This is a genomic window from Streptomyces pseudovenezuelae (assembly GCF_029892565.1).
Classification (GTDB): Bacteria; Actinomycetota; Actinomycetes; order Streptomycetales; family Streptomycetaceae; genus Streptomyces; species Streptomyces pseudovenezuelae_A.
On sequence record NZ_JARXVH010000019.1, the window covers coordinates 1 to 19,682 of the forward strand.

Below are 19,682 nucleotides of genomic sequence, written 5' to 3' on the forward strand. Positions count from 1 at the left end.
GACCTAGACACCTCTCTCAACGGCACGGGAGCCCTGTCCGTTGCCTACGGTCCCGCTGTCACCCGTCCGGGGGCCACTCTGAAAACCCTCAATGATCTGCAAGCCCTTAGGGATGTTGCGTGATTGGGGCCTCGGTGCTGTTCGCCCACGTGGTGTCGAATTGTTGGAGGGCGATGGTGTAAAGGAGGCCGGGTGAGCGTGCGTACAGGCAGGGCGAATTCCTGCCGTGGGCATTGTCGCTGTAGAAGGTGAGGTAGGCGGCCTTGTCGGTGGCGATGACGCGGCAGGCGTGGGGGAGGTTGTAGCGACGCAGCCGCATGCCGGTATGTGCGTGCGCGGCTTGGGTGAGGTAGTCGATGTTTGCTCGGACCTGGCTTCTGAGCAGGTCAGGGGTGAAGCCCGGGTCGAAGCGGGCGATGTTGTGGGAGCGGCGGTCGAGCCAGGAATCGAGTGGAGTGTCGGGGTCGGGGAGCAGGATCTGGACGGAGGCGGGGGAGATGGTGTCGGACCACAGGGGGGTGAAGGCTTCGCGAGTGAGTATGTTGCCGCGTCCTGCCAGGACTTTTACCCACTGGGCACGGGCGAGGTCCTGGCCCATGGCCTGCTCTGCGGCAGCTTGGCGGCGGTAGACGCGATGGAGTCCTGTGCCGGTAAACCAGGAACAGGCGGCGGTGAGCCGCCATAGGGGGCGTGCTGCGCGCAGGAGGCTGAGGGCGAGCAGGAGGGCGCTGGTGGCGAGGGAGCTGAGGATGCCGAGCAGGAAGGCGTTCATATGGAGGCTCCGGTCGGGGGAGTTCTCTTGTGATTGTGCCGGTGCTCGGGGCGGGGTCAGCAGAGGTAGGGGATCAGGCGGCTGACGACGTGGGCGGCGTTCCGGCTCGCGAGTTCGTGGTGGCTGTGGCCTTTGTGTTCGTCTGCGTTGTCGGATATGCCGCGGATGACGATCCAGCCGGGGTTGGTAGCGCCGTGGACCGAGTTTTCCTGCCAGTACTGGCTGAGACCGCCAGCTTCCATGTCTACGGCGAGAACCTTTTCGTGATAGGCGCTGAGGTAGGTGCGGATGTCGCTGGCCCGGTCGGCGATGACGGCCTCGCCGGACCCGATGACGCCGGGGTAGATCTCGTACTGCTCGTCTGCATGTGCGGTCATCTGGCCGTCGATATGTGCCGGTGTCCCGTGGTCGGTGAAGTAGGCGTTCACAGCGTGGACGATGTGTGCGGGCGCCTGACGGTGCTCTCCGCGGCGGCGGATGTCCCCATGAGGGTTTACCTTGCGATTTTCGTAGTAGACGACGTCGGTGGAGACGATGACGTTGCCGATGCGGGCGTGCTCGTCATGGATACCTCCGGCGATGCCGACGAGGGCCCACAGACGTGGGTTGTAGTGGCGGCGGAGGTTCTCCAGGGCGGCCATAGTGGACCGCTGGCCCTGGCTTTGCGTTTGTGTGGCCACGATACGCAACGTGGCGTCGGAGACGGTGTGTTCGGCCTGGTAGAAGTAGAGGCCGTCGGGTGTTTTGTGGCGGTGGAGTTTTAACGCGTCGATGACGGAGCGGAGTTCCTCGCTGAGGATGGTGACGATCCCGAGGTCCCAGGGACTGTCTGCCTCGGTGGCGGGCTCGGCCGAGGACTGGGGGGTGGTCGTGGAGGCTTGAGCCTTCTCTCCGATGGCGATGGTGCTGAAGGTGTTGTTGTTGCCGCGGTTGATGATGCCTTTGTTGTTGGTCATGTTGCTGCTCCGTTCTCGGCCGACGCGGGCTGGTTCGCGGGGACGCTGACCTGAGATGCGTCCCCTACGGCATTGTTGGTGAAGCTGTTGTTGTCGCCGAAGTTGAAAATCCCGCTGTTGATGATCTTGAGCGCACGGTCGTTGAACCCGGACGTGTCGACCTCCCGGCTCTGGAGGAAGTCGCTGGCGGCGCTGAGAAGTCGCTGCTCTATGGTTTTGAGGCGTCCGAGGATGTCACTCTTCTCCAGTTGGACCTTGGTCCAGGTCTGAGATGATTCTTCCCGTATGCTCACGCGGCTGCCGATCAGAATGTTGCGGATCGGCATTGTGGTGAGATCGCGAGGCAGGACGGCGGCCTTGGCCAGCGTGTAGAAGTACCGCAAGATCCGCCATGAGTGCTGGATATCGTTGGGCAGCGCGCTCAGTTCGTTGAAGGCTGCCCAGATGACGGCCGCAGCGCCGTGATGGCCGAACTCTTCAGCTCGCTGGAATGAGCGCGGCGTGTGGGCGAGTACGCAAGCTGCCGTCGACAGGCTCAGAGTGCGTCCCTGCAGGCTGACGTGCAGCAGGACGGTCGCGACGAATTCGGACCCGTCGGCAGGTGTGATGATCTCGAGGAAGTAGTGCTGCTTCGATTCCGGCGTGTTGATGATGGAGCGCAGTTCACTGCGGGTGAAGTGATACGGAAGCAGTGACCGGTCGACGGCCACATCGGTCTCGGCGACGTAAACACGGTCCCGGACCTCGGCGGGCAATCGGACATCGTGGCTGTCGGCGTTCAGAGGCAGCACTGCTGCGCGTAAGTACTCCACGAGTTCATGCGCCTCGAAGGGCGGCACCGCGAACTCACGCTCATGCAGCGGTTCATCGTCAGATTCGGCCCGCAGCAACTGCATGCTCATCGGCGGATTCCACTGGTAGACGAGTTCGCCGGCACCGATGAACGGCGATGCGTCACCGAAGAGCGTGAACATGGCGGAGTCGTCGTCCTCCTCGTCGGTGTGCCGGGAACGGCGGTACACAGCACACATGTGGTGCTGCTGCCGATCGGCTGCCCGCTGGCGGCCGGACAGACGCGAGGGACGCAGAACACGTGCACGCAGTATGCGGTTGAGGATCAGCTGGCGTATGGCTCCGACAGTCAGGTAGACGAGCGTAAGCGCCGCGGCCAGCAGAAGCGCCGTCAGGGCCTGCCCGGGATAGAGGAGACCGATGGCCAGGATGGCCAGGGCCAGCCACAGCGCGGCCACGGTAACGCGTTTGACTACGCGTGCTTTGGGCGTGACGACGCGCGGGAGGAGGAACCTGAGGAGAAAACGATGTGCTTCTAAGGGATCCGGGACGCGACGTCGGGACCTGCCGGCAGCCATCGGCTGACTGTCGACGCTTCGCAGCAGTACGGCCAGACGCAGCAGCAAGAGGAGACTGAAACCACTGGCGATGAGGACGGCCGCGGGAACGCTGCCCGTGAGCAGGGGGCCGGTAAACGCGGCGAGGACCGTGGTGCGGGGGAGGGCCCTGAGCGCAGCGGCACGCCATGCGTGCTGCATGACCGGGACGACGTCGAAGCCGTAGGACGGGGCGACCCTGCGGTGCGGCGCAGTGCAGACTTCGTCGATCACAAGGTCACGGAAACGCTCGTCCACGTACACACCGGCACACAGATGACGGGTGGCGGCCGTGGGCCCGAGCGTTGTCTCCTGTGCTGGTGGCGCGTCGGACGTGGTCATGTCCTACCCCCGGCTCCTACAGTTATGGTTGCCATGACCATAAGTGTCGGAGTAGTTTAAGTCAATGAGACCTTTAGGGGTGCGGTGGACGACTGGCTGAAAGACTCAGACGAGGTCGGACCCTCCTGGCTGACCGTGGACCTTGCGATCTTCACCCTCAGAGACGACCAGCTGATGGTGCTCCTGGTCGAGCGCGGCCTGGACCCCTTCCGAGGCATGCCCGCGATGCCCGGAGGATACGTACAGAAGAAGGAGAACCTGCGCGACGGCGCCCTGCGCGAGCTGGCGGAAGAAGCCGGCATCGACGGAAGCCAGCTGCACCTGGAGCAGCTCGGCACCTACGCAGACCCAGGACGCGACCCACGGGGCAGAGTGGTCACGGTCGCCTACCTCGCACTCGGTCCCGACCTACCGATCCCCACCGGTGGAACGGACGCCGCACGCGCCTTCTGGGCACCCGCGGCACGCTTGGGGGACGGCACGCTCACCCTGGCGTTCGACCATCAGACCATCCTGACAGAGGCCCTGGAAGAGGTCCGTCGGAAGATCGAGTACACCGCTGCGGCCACCGCCTTCTGCGGGGACACCTTCACGCTCACAGACCTGCGAACGGTGTACCAAGTGATCTGGGGCCAGGAACTAGATCCCAGCAACTTCCGCCGCAAGATCCTCAACACCACCGGATTCGTGCAGCCGACGGGAGATCAGCGGCTGCCTCCTACCGGCCGTCCAGCCGCTCTCTACCGCCGAGGACAGGCATGGCTGCTCAATCCGCCCGTGCTGCGCGCCACAACATCCGGTCAACGAGGTTGAGACGGCTCCAGGCACCCCACGTGCCACTCCTGCTCCGGGGGCACCAGCAGCACACCGTCTCCCTGACCGACGGCGGCGTCTACGACGCCTCGGCCTATCCGTCCTCCAGCCTGGCCGCTTGCCGGAGTACACCCAGCACGTCTACGACGTACCGTTCATCATCTCTCGCGACGCACGCCTCGGAGAACTAGCCCTAAAGACGTCTTTTCTCGTGGAGAGGGTCGCGGCCTAGACTGGTGGAGCGGGGTCTCCCAGCAGGTCAGCGACGCACATCAAACACGCCTTGATCATGTTCTTGGAGTTCTCCGCATACGGGGCGTCCTTGAGCGTCGGCATGCGGGAGGGTCCGAAGATCCCGGCCTGGACGGCGTCGGCGTCACTGCCGAGCACACAGTCGCCGCGCGAGCCGTCGAGAACCGCGAGCCCGGCCGCCGGATAGACGGCCTTGCCGAGCGGCGTGGAGCACTGGGCCGCCAGTTCGTTCGTGATCCGGGGCAGCACCTGCGACTGGCTGAAGAGCGAGTGCCCCGAGGAGTCCGCGGCGATGGTGTTGACCCACGGCAGCCCCTGGTGCCGGGCCAGGGACTTCAGGACGCCCGCCGTGTCGCGTGCCTTGCTGAAGCCCAGCGAGGTGTCGGCGAACCGCAGGTTCGCGGCGTTCGGGTCGTTCATCGCGAACGCCGACGTGGTGGTCCACGGCAGGGAGAGTTCGCCGTCGGGGGAGTCGACGACCGGGCCATAGCGGGTCCACCACTGGGTCCGGGTGACCGGCGTACCGCCCTTGACCGCGACGGTCACGGTCCGCTTCGTCATCCGCTCCGGCTTGCCGTCCACCAAGTACACGGTGGGGTCGGCCGGGTCGAGTGTCAGCTGCGTCAGGTTGTACGGGACGCCGGTGGAGACCGTGTGGCTCCAGGCGATCCGGGAGTTGTAGCCGATGGAGACGGTCGGCGAGCCGAGCAGGGATCCACCGGCGACGTCGAGCTCGCCCGGGATGGTCTGCTGCACCTGCCAGAAGCGGCGTCCGCCCTGCCAGGGGTAGTGCGGGTTGCCCAGCAGCAGGCCGCGGCCGTTCGCCGTGGTGTCCCCGTTGAAGGCGACCGCGTTCGATCCCATGTCCGCGTCGGCGGTCCTCGCGCGCACGGCCTTGATGAGGGCCTGGGCGTCCGGAGCGGTCGCGCTGTCCTGGGAGGAGGAGGTGGGCGGCTGGGCCCCGGTGATGGCGTCCACGGCGCTGCCCTGGCCGCCGAGCACGGAGAGCGCGTAGAAGCGGGTGGCGACGTCCAACGTGGTGATCGGCCGCAGCCAGGCGGCGCCCTTGCAGGTCGGGTCGGTGGTCCGGTTCTGCTTCAGCCAGGCGTTGTATCCGGCGGCGAAGCCCCGCATCAGGTCCTTGACCTGGCGGCTCGGGCCCTGCGGCGCCGGCCGCGCGAGCAGCTTCTGCACCGTGCCGGTCTGTTGGACGCCCCGGAAGTACAGGTCGCTGGAGAGGTTGTCCTCGGCCGTGGACAGCGAACCCTCGGTCGTCGCGTCCGCGCCGAAGAAACGGGAGCGGTCGCCGCGCAGGGTCACGAAGCCGTCGGCGAGGGTGCAGACCTGGTCGGTGGCCTGCGCCCAACCGGTGCCGAAGCCGAGGTCCGCGTAGTTCTTGGCGAGGATGTGCGGAATGCCGTACTCGGTGTAGCGGATGACGGCGGACAGCCCGCCGTGCGAGGGGTGTTCCTGGTGGCTGTGCCGCTCGGCCGCGGCGGCCGGCAGCGCGGTCGAGGCGGTGAGCAGAGCGACGGCCGCGATGGCGAGTCGTCTCAGGCGGGTGCGCAAGTCGTGCCTCCCAACGTCTTTGGGGGAAGGAGTGGTTGAGCGTTACGACGGGTGTATGTCCGCGGCCCCTCGGTGCTTGACCTGCCCCGGCGACGGGCCGAGGATCATGAGTCATGACGCAGGGACAGGGCAGCACGGTTGACGAGGTGCTGCGACGCAGCGCCCGGCGCACCCCGGCACGGGTCGCGATCGAGTACGGCGACCGCACATGGACGTACGAGGAACTCGACGACGCCGTCTCCCGCGCGGCTAGCGTCCTGCTCGGTCAGGGGCTTGCGCCCGGCGACCGGGTCGGCGCCTACGGCCACAACTCGGACGCCTATCTGATCGCCTTCCTGGCCTGCGCCCGCGCGGGCCTTGTGCACGTGCCGGTCAACCAGAACCTGACCGGCGACGACCTCGCCTACCTCGTCGGCCAGTCCGGCAGCGCCCTCGTCCTCGCCGACCCCGATCTGGCCGGCCGGCTCGCCGACGGCGTCCGCACGCTGCCCCTGCGTGACGCCGAGGACTCACTGCTGGCGCAACTGCCCACGGCCTCCGTGTACGACGGCCCCGAGCCGCGCACCGAGGACCTGGTGCAGCTGCTCTACACCTCGGGGACCACGGCCCTGCCCAAGGGCGCGATGATGAGCCACCGCTCGCTGGTCCACGAGTACTTGAGCGCGATCGCCGCCCTCGACCTCAGCGCAGGAGACCGCCCCGCGCACTCCCTGCCCCTCTACCACTCGGCGCAGATGCACGTCTTCCTGCTGCCCTACCTGGCCGTCGGCGCCACCAACGTCATCCTCGACGCGCCGGACGGAGACCGGCTCTTCGAGCTGATCGAAGCCGGCCGCGTGGACAGCCTGTTCGCCCCGCCGACCGTATGGATCGGCCTGGCCAACCGCCCGGACTTCGCGACCCGTGACCTGTCCGGACTGCGCAAGGCCTACTACGGCGCGTCGATCATGCCGGTGCCGGTCCTGGAGCGGCTGCGCGAACGGCTCCCGAAGCTCGGCTTCTACAACTGCTTCGGGCAGAGCGAGATCGGCCCGCTGTCCATGGTCCTGGCGCCCAGCGAGCACAAGGGCCGTATGGACTCCTGCGGTCGGCCCGTTCTGTTCGTCGACGCGCGCGTGGTCGACGAGGACGGCAAGGACGTCCCCGACGGCACCTCCGGTGAAATCGTCTACCGCTCCCCGCAGTTGTGCGACGGCTACTGGGACAAGCCCGAGGAGACGGCCGCCGCCTTCCGGGACGGGTGGTTCCGCTCCGGCGACCTCGCGGTGCGCGACGCGCACGGCTACTACACGATCGTCGACCGCGTGAAGGACGTCATCAACTCCGGTGGTGTGCTGGTCGCCTCCCGCCAGGTCGAGGACGCTCTGTACACGCACGACTCCGTCGCCGAGGTCGCCGTCGTCGGCCTGCCCGACGAACGGTGGATCGAGGCCGTCACGGCCGTCGTCGTCCCGCGCGGCGAGGTCTCCGAGGCCGAACTGATCGAGCACGCGCGCGAGCAGCTTCCGCACTTCAAGGCACCGAAGCGGGTGGTCTTCGTGACCGAACTCCCGCGCAACGCCAGCGGGAAGATCCTCAAGCGGGAGCTGCGGGACCGGTTCACCGATCAGCCCTGATGCCACAAAGTGCCGTATGTCATACCTGGCACCGCCTCCCTTGCCACAGCGTTCGTTCACCGCATACGGGCACACTTAGGTATGCGCTGCTGTCTCCCCGTCCCCCTCGCCGCTCTCCCCGGTCCCTGCGAAGTGTTCCGCTCCGGCGCCCTGATCGCCCCCGCCCTGCTCAAGGCGATCGCGGCAGCCGTGCACATTCCCCGCCCCCGCCGCTCGCACCACGTCGCCGCCATCCACCTCGAACTCGTCACCCTGGCCGAGGACCACGCCGTCATCACCTGGCACACCGGTGTCCCCGACGGCCGCGGCCGGCTGCTCCCCGTCGTCACCGAGGGCGAGGTCGTCTACGGCACCCACCCCGGCCGCCTGACCCGCGTCGCCGGCTCGGACCGGCCCACGGCCCACCACCACGTCGAGCTGACCGGCCTGGAGCCGGGGCAGACGTACTACTACCAGGCCCGCTCCCGTGGCGTGACCGCCACACCCACCCCACTGCACCTGGTGCGCGGCAACGCGGTGGGCACCTCGCTGCACGGACTCGGCTCGCACGGCGGTCCGTACTCCTTCACCACCCCGCTACCCCCGTCCGGCCGGCACCTGATGTCGATCGCCCTCTGCAACGACCTGCACGTCGGCGAGACCACGGCCGGCCTGGTGGCGGGGATGCCCCTGATCCGCGGGATCACGCAGCCGCTGGGCCGCACGCCCTACCCGGAGGTCATGAGCCTGGCCCTGGTCGACGAGGCCCGCAGACGCGGCGCCGATCTGCTGCTGGCCGCCGGTGACATCTCGGCCGGCGGCGCGCCGCACGACCTCGCGGCGGCCGGCCGGATCCTGGACCGCTTCGGCGAGCACGGCCGGGACTACTTCGTCGTACGGGGAAACCACGACCGCCATGGGCGCCTGGAAGCCACCTTCCGACGCGGGGCCGGCATGGAGGAGGGGCCCGGGTACTTCTCCCACGAGGTCGGCGGCCTGCGGATCGTCGGCCTCGACACATACGAGAAGCAGGGCAACGGCGGTGACTCGGGAGGGCTCGGTGCCGAGCAACTGGCCTGGCTGCGGCGCAGGTTGCGGGAGAACGGAGACCAGCCCACCGTGGTCTTCGGCCACCACCCGCTGACCGTACGGGACTCCGTCTTCCCGGTGACCGGCGGTCAGCGCATGAACCGCCGCCAGGCCCGCGCGATCGTCGACGCCTATGCCTCCGCCCCCGGAGTCTTCCTCCACCACGCCGGGCACACCCACCGCAACAAACGCACCGTCCTCACGTCCGCCCCGCACGTGACCCAGCAGGAGGTCAGCGCCGTCAAGGAGTACCCCGGCGGGTTCTGCCTGCTGCGGATCCACACCGGCGGCTACGCCCTGAACTTCTACAAGGCCCGTGCCGCCGAGGCCCTGGAATGGGGCGAGTTGAGCCGTCGGCTGGCCGGCGGACTGTGGCCGCACCACGCGCTGGGCCGCGCGGTCGCCGACCGCAACAGCGTGACCGCCCACGACCTGTCCGGCATCCGCCCCCTCGTCCCCTGCTAACTCGACGACTGTTGACGCAGATCCACGATCCGGCGGATCTTGCCCACCGACCGCTCCAGCGACTCCGGCTCGACGATCTCCACCGCGACCGACACCCCGATCCCGTCCTTCACGGCCGCCGTGATGGCCCGCACGGCCGCGTCCCGGATCTCGGGGCCCGCGCCCGGACGGGCCTCGGCCCGCACGGTGAGGGCGTCGAGCCTGCCCTCGCGGGTGAGCCGGAGCTGGAAGTGCGGTGCCACGCCCGGTGTGCGGAGCACGATCTCCTCGATCTGCGTGGGGAAGAGATTCACCCCGCGCAGGATCACCATGTCGTCGCTGCGCCCCGTGACCTTCTCCATCCGGCGGAACACCCGGGCCGTGCCCGGCAGCAGCCGCGTCAGATCCCGGGTCCGGTAACGGATCACCGGCATCGCCTCCTTGGTGAGCGAGGTGAAGACCAACTCGCCCTCCTCACCGTCCGGGAGCACCTCGCCGGTGATGGGATCGACGATCTCCGGGTAGAAATGGTCCTCCCAGATGTGCAGCCCGTCCTTGGTCTCCACACACTCCTGGGCCACCCCCGGGCCGATCACCTCGGACAACCCGTAGATGTCGACCGCGTCGATCGCGAACCGCTCCTCGATCTCCAAGCGCATCTGCTCGGTCCACGGCTCCGCGCCGAAGATCCCGACCCGCAGGGAGGTGCCCCGCGGATCGACGCCCTGCCGCTCGAACTCGTCCAGGAGTGTCAGCATGTAGGACGGTGTCACCATGATGATCTGCGGCTGGAGGTCCTGGATCAGCTGCACTTGACGGGCCGTCATACCGCCGGACGCGGGGATGACCGTACAGCCGAGCCGCTCCGCGCCGTAGTGCGCGCCGAGGCCGCCGGTGAACAGACCGTATCCGTACGCCACATGGACCTTGTCACCCGGCCGGCCACCCGCCGCGCGGATCGAGCGGGCCACCACATCGGCCCACAGGGAGAGGTCGTTCTCGGTGTAACCGACCACCGTGGGACGGCCGGTGGTGCCGCTGGACGCGTGGATGCGGCGGATGCGGTCCTCGGGCACGGCGAACATACCGAAGGGGTAGTTGGCGCGCAGGTCGGCCTTGGCGGTGAACGGGAAGCGGGACAGGTCGGCGAGCGCCCGGCAGTCGTCGGGACGCACGCCTGCCCGGTCGAAGGACGTCCGATAGAAGGGCACGTTCTCGTAGGCGTGCCGCAGGCTCGCCCGCAGTCGCTCCAGTTGCAGCGTGTGCAGCGCCTCCGGGTCGAGCCGTTCCCCCGAGTCCAGCAGCTCCGTCGCATCCGCCATCGGGCTTCTCCCTCGTCCGCCACACCGGTCAATCGCATCATTACGGACAACCGATCATTCGGTCGCTCTGTCGGGGATCAGTAACCCAGCCCGGTCCGGTGCGGGCAAGGGGTCCGACGGCAGAAATCCGTTGCGGTACCCGGCCGGAGAAATCCATTGCGATACGACGGCACCGGCCAGCACGATCGGCGGCATGCCGACCTTCACCGCGCCCGACGGAACCCAGCTCGCCTTCCACCTGCGCGGCGAGGGCGAGCCACTGGTCGTCCTGCCCGGCGGCCCGATGCGGGCCTCCGCCTACCTGGGCGACCTCGGCGGACTCGACGCACACCGCCGGCTGGTGCTGCTGGACCTGCGCGGCACCGGCGACTCCGCGGTGCCGGCCGACCCGACGACGTACCGCTGCGACCGGCTCGTGGCCGACGTGGAGGCGCTCCGCCGCCACCTGGGCCTGGAGCGGATGGACCTGCTCGCGCACTCGGCGGGCGGCAGCCTGGCGATGCGCTACGCCGAGCGGTACCCGGAGCGGATCGCGCGGCTGGTGCTGGTCACCGCCACGCCCTGGGCGCTGGGGATGCCGGCCACCGCCGAGGACCGGCTGGCCGCCGCCCGGCTGCGCAGCGGCGAGCCGTGGTTCGCGGACGCGTTCCCGCCGTTCGAGGCCTGGCTGGAGGGGACGGGCGACTTCGATCCGGCATTCTCGGGCTTCTTCTACGGCCGTTGGGACGAGGCCGCCCAGCGCCACGAGGCGGGCGCCGACAGGGAGTTCAACGACGAGGCCGGCGAGGTCTACGGCTCCGAGGGCGCCTACGACCCGTCCGCGACCCGAGCCGCCCTCGCCCGGCTGGCCGCACCGGTCCTCGTCCTCGCCGGCGGGCTGGACGGAGGCCCCACGCCCGAACTGGCGCGCGGGGCCGCCGACGTCTTCCCGAACGCGGAACTCGCCGTCCAGCCGGGCGCCGGGCACTATCCGTGGCTGGACGACCCCGAGTGGTTCACGCGCCGCGTCTCCACGTTCCTGGCGGGGTGAGGGTCAGTTCGCGGGAGTGCTTCCGAACGCCGTCATGAAGCGGTCCCGGAACTTGTCCATGCCCAACACCGGTGCGTTGTCGGCGGGCTTGATGCCGTCCGTCCAGCCCCAGTTGGCGATCTTGTCCAGCACCTTCGGGTCGTGGGCGACGATGGTGATCGGCACGTCCTTGTCGGCGGTGCCACCGGTGACCGTCGGGACGGGCTGGTGGTCGCCGAGGAAGACGAGGACGGTGTTCTTGTTGCCGTAGCGCTGCATCCACTGGGTGAGGCTGTCCACGGAGTACTGGATGGCCTTGCGGTACTCGGTCCGCACGCGCTTCGCGCTCTTCCAGACCTCCGTCGGGTTGGTGCCCTCCTTCTTGATCTGGTTGAAGACCGAGCCGTCGCCGAGGTCGCTCCAAGGGATCGTGTGGGCGATGGGGGACCAGGGGTTGTGGCTGGAGGCCAGGATGATCTCCGCCATGATCGGGTCGCGGTTCTTCTTGCCGTACTCCAGCTTCTCGAAGGACTCCAGGCTGAACTGGTCCGGCACCGGCGTCCAGCTGAAGTACGGACCGTTGTAGCCGAGGTGCGTGGAGTCGTAGATGTTGTCGAGACCGAAGTACTTGCCCTCGGGCCAGGTCTTGCGCACGCCGGGGACGATGCCGACCGTGCGCCAGGCGCCGGTCTTCTGGAAGTAGCTGGTGAGGGTCGCGCGGTCGCCCGTGGTCAGGGTCCGGTACCGCTGCTGGTTCTTGATCCACAGGCCGGACAGGAACGTCGAGTGGGCGAGCCAGCTGCCGGCGCCCGTCACGGGCGACCTGAGCCAGGCGCTGCGCGAGGCGAAACCGGCCGACTTGAGCCTGGCGTCGCCCGCCTGGAGCGTCGCGTCCATCTCCGGCGCCATCGTCGGATCGTCGAGCGCCACCCGGCCGTAGCTCTCGATGAAGGTGAACAGCACGTCCTTGCCGCGCAGTCCGGTGAACAGCTGGTCGGGCGGGGTCTTGGCGAAGGCGTCGACGGGGATCTGCTTCTTGAAGACGTCGGCGTCACCGAGGCCGTCGCGGACGTACTGCACACGGTTGCCGAGGTACTGCGTGTAGCCCCTGGTGGCCATCACGACACCGCCGACCTGCACGCTCATGGTGAAGCAGATGATCCACGCGATGCCGAGGACCAGCGTGGTGCGGACGGCCGCGGGGCGGTGCCGGGCCAGCACGTCCGCCACCCGCACCATGGCGAGTGCGCTCAACGTGAGTACGGCGATGAACAGGACGATCACCCCGATCACCGCCAGCACCTCACCCGAGCGGCCGAGCGAGTCCTTGAGGAAGTCCGCCCCGTCGTTCAGCAGAACCCAGTCGAAGACGAGGTCGAAGGGCCGGGCCAGGGTCTGGTAGAAGCCCATGTCGAGGCACTTCAGGACCGTGGACAGCCCGAACAACGCGCCCACGACGACGGCCGTGATCCGCCGCGCCGTCGACGGCAGTACGAGCAGGACGGCCGCGACGATGATCGCCTCGACGGGCAGGCGGAAGAACGCCTCAAGGGGCATCCGGTCGAAGCGGTTGGGCATGACGAGCGCCTCGATCACCAGCGCACCGGCCAGCACGGTCGTGCCCACCCGCACGCCACGTGCGGTACGGGGGAAACGACGGCGCCAGCCGAACCAGCCGGGGCGGGTGGGGGAGGCGGTGTCCTTGAGGGCGGGTTCGTCGGTGGTTGTGGAGGTGGAACCCGCTGCCTCGTCGGCGGAATCGCCGGCTGCGACGGCGGCCGACTTCCCGTCCTCCGCGCCGTCGGCCGTCTCCTCCTCCGCCGCGGGGCGTACGTCAGGTTCGTCCGTCTGCGCCGCCGCGTCCGTCGTAGGCCCGGTCCCTTCGTCCGTCGCCCCGGTCGCCTCCTCGCCCGTAGGCCCAGCGTCCGCCGAGGTGTCCGGCTCGGGGCCGGTTGCCTCGGGTGTGGGCGATGCCTCCCCCGCGGGGTCGGTTGCCGACGCGTCCGCGTCCGGCAGTTGGCTGGGGGGCGTGAGGTGCGACACCCGGAGGTCCTTCCGTGCAAGGTGCGGTGATGGCACGGCGACCGGGCCCGCAGGCCAGGGCCGCCAACCTCGCGTACGGCCCTGGATAACCCCGCGTTCACACTCCCGGGTCAACCGCGCGCAAAAGAGTACGCCCGTCCGACCCGGCCCCGATGCCCCGCCCGACCGCGGCCCTACGGAACCGCCGCCACCGCCACTTCCTTGGCCCACCGATAGTCCGCCTTGCCGCTCGGCGAGCGCCGGATCGAGTCCGTGAGCACCAGCTGGCGCGGGATCTTGTAACCGGCGAGATGCGTGCGGCAGTACGACTGGATGTCCTCCAGGGACGGACGCGGCGCGCCTTCGCGCAACTGCACCACGGCCGCCACATGGTTGCCCCACTTGGCGTCCGGCACTCCGGCCACCAGGGCGTCGTACACGTCCGGATGGGACTTGAGTGCCTGCTCTACCTCCTCCGGGTACACCTTCTCGCCTCCGGTGTTGATGCACTGCGAGCCACGGCCGAGGACGGTGACCACGCCCTCCTCGTCGGCGGTGGCCATGTCGCCGAGCAGCACCCAGCGCTCGCCGTCCTTCTCGAAGAAGGTCTGGGCGGTCTTCGCGGGGTCGTTGTAGTAGCCGAGCGGCACATGGCCGCACTGCGCGACGCGGCCCACCTCGCCCGGTGCGGCCGGCTCGTAGGTGGCCGGATCCACCACCTGGGTACGGGAGTTCACCTTGATGCGGAAGCTCTGCCCGGCGCCCGAGTCCGCCGTCGCCGTGCCGTTGAAACCGGATTCGGAGGAGCCGTAGTTGTTCAACAGCATGGTGTTCGGGAGGAGTTCCTGGAACTGCCGGCGCACGGTCTCCGACATGATCGCGCCGGACGAGGAGACGCTGAACATGGACGAGCAGTCCGTGCCCTTGAGGGGGCCGGCCAGCGCGTCGATCAGTGGCCGCAGCATCGCGTCGCCCACCAGGGACATGCTGGTGACCTTCTCCTTCTCGATCGTCCGCAGTACCTCCTCGGGCACGAACTTGCGGTGGATCACGACCCGTTGCCCGAAGTTGAAGCCGATGAACGAGGTGAGGGTGGAGGTGCCGTGCATCAGCGGGGGAGCGGGGAAGAAGGTGATTCCCGAGCCGCCGGCCGCGACCCGCTCGGCCAGTTCCTCCGGCTTCTTGACCGGCTCGCCGGTCGGCGCGCCACCGCCGAGCCCCGAGAAGAACAGGTCCTCCTGGCGCCACATCACGCCCTTGGGCATCCCGGTGGTGCCGCCGGTGTAGATGATGAACTGGTCGTCGCCCGACCGCGCCGGGAAGCCCCGCTCGGGCGACCCGCCCGCCTCGGCCTCGGCGAAGGACGCCACCCCGGGCACCTCGTCGCCCTCGCTGCCCACCCGCACGAGATGCCGCAGCTTGGGGCACTGCGGCATGGCCGTCGCCACCCGGTCGGTGAACTCCGCGTCGAAGACCAGGGCCGCCAGGTCGGCGTCCCGGTAGAGGTACACCAACTCCTCCTCGACGTAGCGGTAGTTGACGTTGACCGGGACGATCCGTGCCTTGAGGCAGCCCAGCACGGTCTGCAGGTACTCGACGCCGTTGTAGAGGTGCAGCCCGAGGTGCTCTCCGGGGCGCAGCCCGCTGTCGATCAGATGGTGGCCGATCCGGTTCGCCGCCACGTCCAACTCGGCGTACGTCAACCGGCGTTCGGCGCCCGTGCCCGGGTGGTCGAGGTAGACGAGGGCCTCGCGGTCCGGCACCGCGTCGACGACCGACTCGAACAGGTCCGCAAGGTTGTACTCCACCGCTCCTCCTGACCACGGGCGTGCCCTGACAGCTGTCGGTTCGCCGGTCATCAGAGCAAAGGGCAGGGCAACTGTGAAGAGTTCGCGCGAAGAAATCTGACTGTCTGTCAGAAAACTCTTGAAGTGCCTCCCCGCCTACTGCAACCTGTTCTCGTTCCTGGAGAGGGGAGACGGCAATGGGTGGGACGGAACACCTCACCGTGCGGCGCGAAGGCGCCACACTGGTGCTCACGCTCAACAGGCCCGAAGCCAAGAACGCGCTCTCGTTGTCCATGCTCGTCGGCCTGTACGACGGCTGGATCGAGGCGGACGCGGACGACACGGTCCGCTCGATCGTGCTGACCGGCGCGGGCGGCGCGTTCTGCGCCGGCATGGACCTCAAGGCGCTGGCCGGCAAGGGCATGGCGGGCGAGCAGTACCGGGACCGCCTCAAGGCCGACCCGGACCTGCACTGGAAGGCGATGCTGCGCCACCACCGTCCGCGAAAACCGGTGATCGCCGCGGTCGAGGGTTATTGCGTGGCCGGTGGCACCGAGATCCTCCAGGGCACCGACATCCGGGTCGCGGGGGAGTCGGCGACCTTCGGGCTCTTCGAGGTCAAACGCGGGCTGTTCCCGATCGGCGGCTCAACGGTCCGTCTGCAACGGCAGATTCCGCGCACGCACGCTCTGGAGATGCTGCTCACCGGGCGCGCGTACTCGGCGCGGGAGGCTGCAGCCGTAGGGCTGGTCGGGCATGTCGTGGCCGACGGAACTGCCCTTGACCGGGCGCTGGAGATCGCCGAACAGGTCAATGCCTGCGGGCCACTTGCCGTGGAGGCCGTGAAGGCGTCGGTGTACGCGACCGCCGAGATGACCGAGACGGAGGGGCTGGCCGACGAACTCAAGCGGGGGTGGCCGGTGTTCGACACCGCTGACGCGAAGGAGGGCGCCCGGGCCTTCGCGGAGAAGCGGTCGCCGGTTTATAGGCGTGAGTAGGCAATGCGCCGTTTTGGGCCGGTTGGAAGCTGCAGGCCATGCGTGGCTGGTCGCGCAGTTCCCCGCGCCCCTGGGTCCTGCACAGTCGCCGCCCGTTCCAAGTACGCCGACCTCCTGAGGAGGCACGCCCACGATGCCCCAAGTCCTCAAAGCTCCCCTCGCCGTCGAGTTCCCCTTCACCCGTTCCCTCGGGCCCGTCCAGAGCGCCTTTCTGACCGGACTACGCGAACGAGTCCTCCTCGGAGTGAAGACCGTCGACGGTCGTGTGCTCGTACCGCCCGTCGAGTACGACCCCGTCACCGCCGACGAGATCCGGGACCTCGTCGAGGTCGCCGGCACCGGCACGGTCACGACCTGGGCCTGGAATCACGAGCCCCGGCGCGGGCAGCCTCTCGACACACCGTTCGCGTGGGTCCTGGTGCGCCTCGACGGCGCCGACACCGCCCTGCTGCACGCCCTCGACGTGCCCGGTCCCGACGCCGTGCGCACCGGAATGCGTGTCCGTGTCCGCTGGGCCGAGGAACGGACCGGTGCCATCACCGACATCGCCTGCTTCGAGCCGTACGACGGCGAACCGGAGCAACCGGCGGGCCACAGCGGCGAGTTCGAGGACGCGATCACTGGCATCGTCGCCGCCGCACGGCTCGACTACACCTACTCGCCGGGCCGCGCCCAGTCCGCGTACATCCACGCCCTCTCCGACCGGCGCATGGTCGGCGAACGCTGCCCGTCCTGCCGGAAGGTGTACGTCCCGCCGAGGGGCGCGTGCCCCACCTGTGGTGTCGCCACCTCGGAGCAGGTGGAGGTGGGTCCCCGCGGCACGGTCACGACCTTCTGCATCGTCAACATCAAGGCGAAGAACCTGGACATCGAAGTCCCTTACGTCTACGCCCACATCGCCCTCGACGGCGCCGACCTCGCGCTGCACGCCCGCATCGGCGGCATCCCGTACGACCAGGTGCGGATGGGCCTGCGCGTCGAACCGGTGTGGACCGACGGATCCCGTTTCCCCGACCACTACCGGCCCACCGGCGAGGTCGACGCGGAGTACGACACCTACAAGGAGCTGCTGTGACGCGTGAGATCGCGGTCGTCGCCTTCGCCCAGACCGACCACCGGCGCACCAGCGACGAGCTCTCCGAGGTGGAGATGCTCATGCCGGTGCTGCACGCCGTACTCGACCAGACCGGCCTCAAGACCGCCGACATCGGCTTCACCTGCTCCGGCTCCAGCGACTACCTGGCCGGGCGCGCCTTCTCCTTCACCCTCGCCCTCGACGGCGTCGGGGCCTGGCCGCCGATCTCCGAGTCGCACGTCGAGATGGACGGCGCGTGGGCCCTGTACGAGGCGTGGACCAAGCTCCTCACCGGGGACGCCGACACCGCGCTCGTCTACTCCTACGGCAAGTCCTCGCCCGGCTCCGTACGCGACGTCCTGACCCGGCAGTTGGACCCGTACTACGTGGCCCCCCTGTGGCCCGACTCGGTCGCCCTGGCCGCCCTCCAGGCACAGGCGCTCATCGACGCGGGGGACACCGACGAACCCGCGCTCGCCGCCGTCGCCGCCCGCAGCCGCACGGACGCCACCACCAACTCCCATGCGCAGCTGCGCGGTTCGGTCCCGCAGGGCGACTATCTCGTACGTCCCCTCCGTACCGGCGACTGCCCGCCCATCGGCGACGGGGCCGCCGCCGTGATCCTCGCGGCGGGGGAGCGGGCCCGGGACCTGTGCGAGCGGCCCGCCTGGATCCGGGGCATCGATCACCGCATCGAGGCGCACGGGCTGGGCGTGCGCGATCTGACCGACTCGCCCTCCACCCGCCTCGCCGCCGAGCGGGCCGGCGCTTTCGAACGGCCCGTCGACACCGCCGAGTTGCACGCACCGTTCACCTCGCAGGAGGTCGTCCTGCGCAAGGCGCTGCGCCTCGACGACAGCGTGCGCGTCAACCCGTCCGGCGGGGCGCTCGCCGCCAACCCGGTCATGGCCGCAGGGCTGCTCCGCATCGGCGAGGCCGCGGCCCGTATCCACCGGGGCGAGTCCGACCGGGCGCTCGCCCACGCCACCTCCGGGCCCTGTCTGCAACAGAACCTGGTCGCCGTACTCGAAGGGGATCCCCGATGAGCAAGGAGCCCGTGGCCGTCGTAGGCGTCGGCCAGACCAAGCACGTCGCGGCCCGGCGGGACGTGTCGATCGCCGGACTCGTCCGGGAGGCGGCCCGACGGGCCCTGGACGACGCCGAGTTGAGCTGGGCCGACATCGACGCCGTCGTCATCGGCAAGGCGCCCGACTTCTTCGAGGGCGTCATGATGCCGGAACTGTACCTCGCCGACGCGCTGGGAGCCGTGGGCAAGCCCATGCTGCGGGTGCACACCGCCGGATCGGTCGGCGGGTCGACGGCCCTGGTCGCCGCCAACCTCGTCGCGGCCCGCGTGCACGGCACGGTTCTCACGCTCGCCTTCGAGAAGCAGTCCGAGTCCAACGCCATGTGGGGCCTGTCCCTGCCCATCCCCTTCCAGCAGCCCCTGCTCGCCGGCGCCGGCGGCTTCTTCGCGCCGCACGTGCGCGCGTACATGCGGCGCACCGGCGCGCCTGACACGGTCGGCTCGCTGGTGGCGTACAAGGACCGGCGCAACGCGCTGAAGAACCCGTACGCGCATCTCCACGAGCACGACATCACGCTGGAGAAGGTCCAGGCCTCCCCGATGCTGTGGGACCCGATCCGCTACTCCGAGACCTGCCCGTCCTCCGACGGTGCCTGCGCCATGGTCCTCACCGACCGGGCCGGAGCCGCCCGCGCGCCCCGGCCGCCCGCCTGGATGCACGGCGGGGCCATGCGCAGCGAGCCCACCCTCTTCGCCGGCAAGGACGCCGTGTCCCCGCAGGCCGGCAAGGACTGCGCCGCCGACGTCTACCGGCAGGCCGGGATCGCCGACCCGCGCCGGGACATCGACGCCGTGGAGATGTACGTCCCGTTCTCCTGGTACGAGCCGATGTGGCTGGAGAACCTCGGTTTCGCCGACGAGGGCGAGGGCTGGAAACTCACCGAGGCCGGGGTGACCGAGCTCGACGGTGACCTGCCCGTCAACATGTCGGGCGGTGTCCTGTCGACCAATCCCATCGGCGCCTCCGGCATGATCCGCTTCGCGGAGGCGGCGCTCCAGGTGCGGGGCCTCGCCGGGGAACACCAGGTGGAGGGGGCCAGGCGGGTGCTGGGGCACGCCTACGGCGGCGGATCGCAGTTCTTCTCGATGTGGCTCGTGGGCTCGCAGCCGCCCGCCTCCTGAAAGACTCCCAAAAGGTCCCCCTCACGTGGCCTGTTGGCAG

The 19,682-nt window shown here is 69.1% G+C and carries 14 protein-coding genes and 1 pseudogene; 8 read left to right on the forward strand and 7 right to left on the reverse strand.

Features of this window, described 5'->3' with window-relative positions; genetic code table 11:
- Positions 1–106 precede the first annotated feature (106 nt).
- Genes M2283_RS40645 through M2283_RS40655 form a run of 3 tightly spaced genes read right to left on the reverse strand, consistent with a single transcriptional unit; the run spans position 107 to position 3,458 of the window.
- Complete coding sequence (locus tag M2283_RS40645; protein WP_280881584.1) at positions 107–772, reverse strand: hypothetical protein; 666 nt, start codon at positions 770–772, stop codon at positions 107–109.
- A gap of 56 nt (positions 773–828) precedes the next feature.
- Positions 829–1,728, reverse strand: coding sequence for a hypothetical protein (locus M2283_RS40650; protein ID WP_280881585.1), 900 nt, complete (start codon positions 1,726–1,728; stop codon positions 829–831).
- Positions 1,725–3,458 carry a hypothetical protein gene (locus M2283_RS40655; RefSeq protein WP_280881586.1) on the reverse strand — a complete coding sequence of 578 codons (1,734 nt, stop codon included), beginning with the start codon at positions 3,456–3,458 and terminating at the stop codon, positions 1,725–1,727. Before M2283_RS40655 ends, M2283_RS40650 begins: the two co-directional genes overlap by 4 nt.
- 84 nt (positions 3,459–3,542) lie before the next feature.
- On the opposite strand from M2283_RS40655, the gene M2283_RS40660 reads away from it, so the two are divergent.
- Positions 3,543–4,271: an NUDIX hydrolase gene (locus tag M2283_RS40660; RefSeq protein WP_280881587.1), complete on the forward strand. Its 729-nt coding sequence runs from the start codon at positions 3,543–3,545 to the stop codon at positions 4,269–4,271.
- Between the two features lie 291 nt (positions 4,272–4,562).
- Here M2283_RS40660 and M2283_RS40665 read toward each other — a convergent pair.
- A pseudogene (locus tag M2283_RS40665) lies at positions 4,563–6,092 on the reverse strand (penicillin acylase family protein); the annotation flags it as partial.
- Positions 6,093–6,205: 113 nt separating this feature from the next.
- Here M2283_RS40665 and M2283_RS40670 point away from each other — a divergent pair.
- Together M2283_RS40670 and M2283_RS40675 are read left to right on the forward strand one after the other, a co-directional pair.
- Positions 6,206–7,708: an acyl-CoA synthetase gene (locus M2283_RS40670; RefSeq protein WP_280881588.1), complete on the forward strand. Its 1,503-nt coding sequence runs from the start codon at positions 6,206–6,208 to the stop codon at positions 7,706–7,708.
- 132 nt (positions 7,709–7,840) lie between these two features.
- A complete protein-coding gene (locus M2283_RS40675; RefSeq protein WP_348538956.1) occupies positions 7,841–9,241 on the forward strand; it encodes a metallophosphoesterase family protein in 1,401 nt (466 codons plus the stop codon).
- Here M2283_RS40675 and paaK read toward each other — a convergent pair.
- The gene (gene paaK, locus M2283_RS40680) at positions 9,238–10,542 is read right to left on the reverse strand and encodes a phenylacetate--CoA ligase PaaK (RefSeq protein ID WP_280881590.1); all 1,305 of its coding nucleotides are present in this window, start codon (positions 10,540–10,542) and stop codon (positions 9,238–9,240) included. The genes M2283_RS40675 and paaK overlap by 4 nt on opposite strands.
- A gap of 193 nt (positions 10,543–10,735) precedes the next feature.
- Here paaK and M2283_RS40685 point away from each other — a divergent pair, with 193 nt between their 5' ends.
- On the forward strand, positions 10,736–11,572 hold the full coding sequence (locus tag M2283_RS40685) for an alpha/beta fold hydrolase (protein WP_280881591.1): 837 nt from the start codon (positions 10,736–10,738) through the stop codon (positions 11,570–11,572).
- A gap of 3 nt (positions 11,573–11,575) precedes the next feature.
- Here M2283_RS40685 and M2283_RS40690 read toward each other — a convergent pair whose 3' ends face one another.
- On the reverse strand, positions 11,576–13,594 hold the full coding sequence (locus tag M2283_RS40690) for a sulfatase (RefSeq protein WP_280881592.1): 2,019 nt from the start codon (positions 13,592–13,594) through the stop codon (positions 11,576–11,578).
- Between the two features lie 173 nt (positions 13,595–13,767).
- Positions 13,768–15,381: an acyl-CoA synthetase gene (locus tag M2283_RS40695; RefSeq protein WP_280881594.1), complete on the reverse strand. Its 1,614-nt coding sequence runs from the start codon at positions 15,379–15,381 to the stop codon at positions 13,768–13,770.
- A 176-nt stretch (positions 15,382–15,557) separates the two neighbouring features.
- Here M2283_RS40695 and M2283_RS40700 point away from each other — a divergent pair, with 176 nt between their 5' ends.
- From M2283_RS40700 to M2283_RS40715, 4 genes are all read left to right on the forward strand, one after another.
- On the forward strand, positions 15,558–16,358 hold the full coding sequence (locus M2283_RS40700) for a crotonase/enoyl-CoA hydratase family protein (protein WP_280881595.1): 801 nt from the start codon (positions 15,558–15,560) through the stop codon (positions 16,356–16,358).
- 133 nt (positions 16,359–16,491) lie between these two features.
- Positions 16,492–17,433, forward strand: a complete 942-nt coding sequence (locus M2283_RS40705; RefSeq protein WP_280881596.1) for a Zn-ribbon domain-containing OB-fold protein — start codon at positions 16,492–16,494, stop codon at positions 17,431–17,433.
- A complete protein-coding gene (locus M2283_RS40710; protein WP_280881597.1) occupies positions 17,430–18,479 on the forward strand; it encodes a thiolase domain-containing protein in 1,050 nt (349 codons plus the stop codon). Before M2283_RS40705 ends, M2283_RS40710 begins: the two co-directional genes overlap by 4 nt.
- Entirely contained in the window at positions 18,476–19,642 is a 1,167-nt protein-coding gene (locus tag M2283_RS40715) for a thiolase domain-containing protein (RefSeq protein WP_280881598.1), read from the forward strand. Before M2283_RS40710 ends, M2283_RS40715 begins: the two co-directional genes overlap by 4 nt.
- The last annotated feature ends 40 nt before the right edge of the window (positions 19,643–19,682 follow it).

Bases quoted from the DNA above. Each gene is read 5' to 3' on its own strand.
- M2283_RS40650 (WP_280881585.1), bottom strand. From the start codon at position 1,728: ATGACCAACAACAAAGGCATCATCAACCGCGGCAACAACAACACCTTC.
- paaK (WP_280881590.1), bottom strand. From the start codon at position 10,542: ATGGCGGATGCGACGGAGCTGCTGGACTCGGGGGAACGGCTCGACCCG.
- M2283_RS40670 (WP_280881588.1), top strand. From the start codon at position 6,206: ATGACGCAGGGACAGGGCAGCACGGTTGACGAGGTGCTGCGACGCAGC.
- M2283_RS40685 (WP_280881591.1), top strand. From the start codon at position 10,736: ATGCCGACCTTCACCGCGCCCGACGGAACCCAGCTCGCCTTCCACCTG.
- M2283_RS40700 (WP_280881595.1), top strand. From the start codon at position 15,558: ATGGGTGGGACGGAACACCTCACCGTGCGGCGCGAAGGCGCCACACTG.
- M2283_RS40645 (WP_280881584.1), bottom strand. From the start codon at position 772: ATGAACGCCTTCCTGCTCGGCATCCTCAGCTCCCTCGCCACCAGCGCC.
- M2283_RS40655 (WP_280881586.1), bottom strand. From the start codon at position 3,458: ATGACCACGTCCGACGCGCCACCAGCACAGGAGACAACGCTCGGGCCC.
- M2283_RS40715 (WP_280881598.1), top strand. From the start codon at position 18,476: ATGAGCAAGGAGCCCGTGGCCGTCGTAGGCGTCGGCCAGACCAAGCAC.
- M2283_RS40705 (WP_280881596.1), top strand. From the start codon at position 16,492: ATGCCCCAAGTCCTCAAAGCTCCCCTCGCCGTCGAGTTCCCCTTCACC.